Source organism: Salinicola sp., assembly GCF_982684285.1.
On record NZ_CEXLVS010000293.1, the window covers coordinates 1 to 4,507 of the forward strand.

Annotated in this window: 6 protein-coding genes; 2 read left to right on the forward strand and 4 right to left on the reverse strand. The window is 63.2% G+C overall.

Translation table 11 applies throughout. The annotated features are described in order from the left end of the window. From AC3AYF_RS18455 to ehuB, 4 genes are all read right to left on the reverse strand, one after another. On the reverse strand, nucleotides 1–493 hold a 493-nt coding region (locus AC3AYF_RS18455), incomplete at its 3' end, for an amino acid ABC transporter ATP-binding protein (RefSeq protein ID WP_295041144.1). After that, on the reverse strand, nucleotides 490–1,182 hold the full coding sequence (ehuD, locus tag AC3AYF_RS18460; protein ID WP_487780156.1) for an ectoine/hydroxyectoine ABC transporter permease subunit EhuD: 693 nt from the start codon (nucleotides 1,180–1,182) through the stop codon (nucleotides 490–492). The genes AC3AYF_RS18455 and ehuD, both read right to left, overlap by 4 nt. A gap of 3 nt (nucleotides 1,183–1,185) precedes the next feature. Beyond that, on the reverse strand, nucleotides 1,186–1,857 hold the full coding sequence (gene ehuC / locus AC3AYF_RS18465; protein WP_295041142.1) for an ectoine/hydroxyectoine ABC transporter permease subunit EhuC: 672 nt from the start codon (nucleotides 1,855–1,857) through the stop codon (nucleotides 1,186–1,188). A gap of 135 nt (nucleotides 1,858–1,992) precedes the next feature. After that, the gene (gene ehuB, locus AC3AYF_RS18470) at nucleotides 1,993–2,862 is read right to left on the reverse strand and encodes an ectoine/hydroxyectoine ABC transporter substrate-binding protein EhuB (RefSeq protein WP_295041141.1); all 870 of its coding nucleotides are present in this window, start codon (nucleotides 2,860–2,862) and stop codon (nucleotides 1,993–1,995) included. Between the two features lie 490 nt (nucleotides 2,863–3,352). Here ehuB and dtd point away from each other — a divergent pair, with 490 nt between their 5' ends. Then, complete coding sequence (gene dtd, locus AC3AYF_RS18475) at nucleotides 3,353–3,790, forward strand: D-aminoacyl-tRNA deacylase (RefSeq protein ID WP_295041140.1); 438 nt, start codon at nucleotides 3,353–3,355, stop codon at nucleotides 3,788–3,790. Between the two features lie 112 nt (nucleotides 3,791–3,902). After that, nucleotides 3,903–4,507 (forward strand): SDR family NAD(P)-dependent oxidoreductase (locus tag AC3AYF_RS18480; RefSeq protein ID WP_295041139.1); only part of this gene is annotated, 605 nt, incomplete at its 3' end.

The following is a 4,507-nucleotide window of genomic DNA, read 5'->3' on the forward strand; positions in this document are numbered from 1 at the left end:
CCCGCTGCTGCTGGCCACCGGAGAGCTGGTGAGGGTACTTGTCGGCCTGGTCGGTGAGCCCCACCATCTCCAGCAGCTCCATGCCGCGCTTCCTCGCTTCGGCCTTGCTGACACCGAGCACCTGTACCGGCGCCTCGGTCAGGTTGCGCAGCACCGTCATGTGCGGGAACAGATTGAACTGCTGGAACACCATGCCCAGGTGGCTGCGCATCTGGCGCAGGTGCTGCTCGCCGGCCGGCTCGAGCGACTCGCCCTTGCGCTGGTGCCAGAGCGGTTCGCCGCCGACATAGACGACGCCGTCGTTGATCTTCTCCAGCGTCATCAGGATGCGCAGCACCGTCGACTTGCCCGAGCCGGAGGGGCCGATGATCGTCACTTTCTCGCCGCGCTGGACCTCGAAATCGAGTTCGTCGAGTACCACATGATCGCCGAAGCGCTTGACGACCTTGTCGAATTTGATGATGGGATCGCAAATGTCGGTGGCGTCGTTCATTTGAGGGAGAGGCCTCGCTTGGGCAGATGGGTATCCAGGTAGCGCACGCCGAAGGAGGCGATGATCGTCATCACCAGATAGAGGCCGCCAACCATGGAGAGCGGAATCAGGTAGCCGCCGGTGCGATCGCCGATGATCTTGGCCACGCCGAGCATCTCCAGCACGGTCACGACCGACAGCACGGGCACGTCTTTCATGATCGAGACCAGATAGTTGCCCAGCGCGGGAATGATGCGCGGGATCGCCTGCGGCAGGATGATGTGGGTGAAGGCCCTGGCGGACGCCAGGTTGAGTGCGCGAGCCGCCTCGCGCTGCCCCTTGGCCACCGCCTCCAGGCCGGCACGATAGACCTCGGAGGTGTAGGCGCTGTACTGCACGCCCAGTGCCAGCGCGCCGGTCAGGAACGCCGGCAGCGTCAACCCGAACTCGGGCAGCACGTAGAACAGGAAGAACAGCTGGATCAGCAGTTGCGTGTCGCGGATGAACTCCGTCACCAGCTTGGCCGGCCAGCGGATGAAGCGGGTCGGCGCGCTCTTAAGCGCCGCCAGGATCAGCCCCAGGATCAGGGCGATGAAGAAACCGACCACGGTGGCCTGCAGCGTCACCACCAGGCCGTGCAGCAGAATCGGAAAGATCGAGACCGCAAAGGCCCACTGGCTGCTGGTATCCCACTCGATGCCGAAAAACATGCGTTATCCCCCCGCCGCGCGCCAGCGGCCAACGTAGCGTTCCAGCAGCTTCATGCAGGCGGTGAGCACCAGCGCCATGCCGAAGTACATGAACAGGACCAGGGTATAGACGGTCACGCTGTCCTGGGTGAAATTACGGATCTGCTCGGCCCGGAAGGCCAGGTCGCCCAGCGAGATCAGCGACACCAGCGCCGTGTCCTTGAGGTTCTGTACCGCGAGGTTGCCGAAGGTCGGCATCATCTCCGGAATCGCCTGCGGCAGGGTGATGCGCCACAGCCGCTTGCGCCCGGTGAAGTTGAGCGCGGTCGCCGCTTCGTACTGCTCCTTGGGTACCGCCTGCACGGCGCCGCGGACGACTTCGGCACCATAGGCGCCGATATTCAGCGCCAGCGCGACAACCCCCGCCACCACCGGCGGAAACCGCAGGTCTAGCCCGATCGCCTGCCCCATGATGGGTAGCGCGAAGTAGATCCAGAACAGCTGCACCAGCAGGGAGGTGCCACGGAATATCTCGATGTAGGCAACGCTGAACCCCTTGAGGAGGGGATTGTGGGACAGCTTGCCGAGACCGAAGACAAAGGCGCAGATACCCCCCAGAATCGTCGAATAGACCGTGAGCTGCACGGTCACCCACGCGCCCTGGGACAATGGGGCGAGATAACTCGTCCATTCCATCGGAAAGACTCCGCATTCGCTGACGAACGGTGCCGGTGGTCACCGGCACCGTTCAATCACGGCACGCATGCGCGCTCGAGGCCATCGCTCTGGCGCGCATGCGCAATCACATCGCATTCAAAAGCCTGGCTGAGCTCAGGAATCCGCGGTGCAGAGCTCTTCCGTGGTGTGGTGGCTCGAACCCTCGACATCGGCCTGGCTGAAGCCGTATCCCATCAGGGTCTCGCGCCAGTCGTCGGTCTGCTTGTACTCCTCCAGCGCTTGGTTGACCGCGTCGCGCAGCTCGGTGTTGTCGCTGTTGAAGGCGAACGCCCCCCAGCTTCGCACCTCTTCTCCATCGATGACCGGATCCTTGAAATCACCGGCGGACTCGACGTCATCGCTCTTGTCGGCCAACTCACTGACCGTCAGGCTGGTTGCGGCGTAGGCGTCTGCGCGCCCGGTGGAGACCGTGGAGATCGCATCGGCGTTACTGGAGATGGTGACCATGTTTTCCTGCGGCACGCCGAGCGCCTGCAGCATGTCCAACTGGTCGGCACCCGCCATGATGGCGACCTTGGCATCGCCATCGACGAAATCGCTGAAGGCGTGCAGGTCCTTGGGGTTACCCTCCTTGACCAGCAGTCCTTCCCCGTAGGAGGAGTTCGGCTCGGAGTAGATCACCTGCTGGCAGCGATCCGGCAGTACCGCCATCTCGGCCGCGGCGATGTCGAAGCGATTGGCCTGCAGGCCGGGGATCAGCGAGCTGAAGTTGGTGGTGACCCACTCGATATCGTCGATCCCCATCTCGTTCATGATATGGCGGATGACATCGGGACCCGCGCCCTTGGCTTCCCCGCTCATGTCCATATAGCCGTAGGGAATTTCGTTGGCCACGGCGATCTTGACCGAGCCGGAGTCCTTGATCTCCTGGAGTGAAGCGGCCTGCGCGACCCCGACGGCCAGGCAGGAAAGCACGGAACCGGCAATCAGTGTCGTGACGCCTTTATTGATGTTGTATCGCATCGTTCAGATTCTCCGTCTGCAAGATTCGGACCCGCGGCGGCGGGTCACGCTTGACTCGAGTTCTCGATGATGGGCGCATTGTCGCTTGTCATCGCGCCCAGGCCGGCGTGGCCTCGCCATAATTGTCATGATCCACTGTCGACAAACCAGGACAATTTGCAAAAGCTTGGTCCGCTTGGATAGTAGCACCACCCCAGCGGCGGGCGTCAAAGCCTTTATTGAATCATGACAATGGCACCCCAAGAGCCTCCCGGATCGGGTATCCGGCCTGCTTTTCTCGCTTCCGGCAGTGGTCGAACTGCCGGGTTTCGCCCGATCCGGGCCCTCATCGCTCCCTCGAGACACTGGTAACATAAACATACGTTCTAGTAGCGTCTGTTTTCAATAACGCTTTGCTTGCTATTGATCCCGATCATTCCAATGCCGGCCCGGCGTGCTAATCTTTCGTCTACCTTTCCACCCCCAATTTCAGACAGGATGCCAGGCTGCGATGCGAGCTCTGATTCAACGGGTCAGCCAGGCGTCGGTAAGCGTCGAAGGCGAGATCGTGGGACGTATCGGTACGGGACTGCTGGCACTCGTCGGCGTCGAAGCGACCGATGACCGAGCCCATGCCGATCGCCTGCTGCACAAGCTGCTGCACTACCGCGTATTCGCCGACGACACTGGCCGCATGAACTGCAACCTGCAGCAGGTCGAGGGAGGATTGCTGCTGGTGTCCCAGTTCACGCTGGTGGCGGCGACCGACAAGGGCCTGCGCCCGAGCTTCTCCAGCGCCGCCCCGCCGGCGCACGGACAGGCGATGTTCGACTACCTGGTGGCCCAGGCCTGCCGGGCATGGCCGCGCGTCGAGACAGGCCGGTTCGGCGCCGACATGCAGGTGGCGCTGACCAATGACGGTCCGGTGACGTTCATGCTGGAGACATAGGGACAAGACGATTCAGCCCACGACGGCGACCGCCGGCTCGGTGACACCTCATACGCCTCATAAGACAGGGAAACGCGGCACGCGCCGTGAGCGACAGAAAGGAATCTGACCCATGACCATCCCCCTTGCCATCATCACCGGCGGCGCCCAGGGCATCGGACGCGCCACGGTGGAACTACTGCTGACCGAAGGCTGGCGGGTCGCCGCCCTGGATCGCGACGCGGAAGCCGTGGCGGAACTCGACGAGACCCATCCCGCGGCAACGCTTCTGACCATGGTCGTCGACGTCAGCGACGAGTTGCAGGTCAAGGAAGCGTTTCATCACCTCACGAACTGGCAGCGGGAGAACGATCAATCCACGGGCGTGGATCTGCTGGTGAACAATGCCGGACTCGCCGACCCGGTATGCGGCCCGATCGAGGAGCTGGCGCTGGCGGATTGGCGGTTATGGCAGGAGAGCCATCTGACCGGCGCCTTCCTCTGCACTCGCGCCGCCGTTCCCGGTTTGCGCCAGCGCCAGGGCGCCATCGTCAATATCGCCTCCACCCGTGCGCTGCAGTCGGAGCCCCACTGCGAATCGTACGCAGCCGCCAAGGGCGGGTTGCTCTCCATGACCCATGCGTTGGCGGTCAGCCTGGGACCGGACATCCGCGTCAATGCCATCTGCCCGGGCTGGATCGAGACCGGGCCATGGCAGAAGGCCGGTGGTCGGGCGCG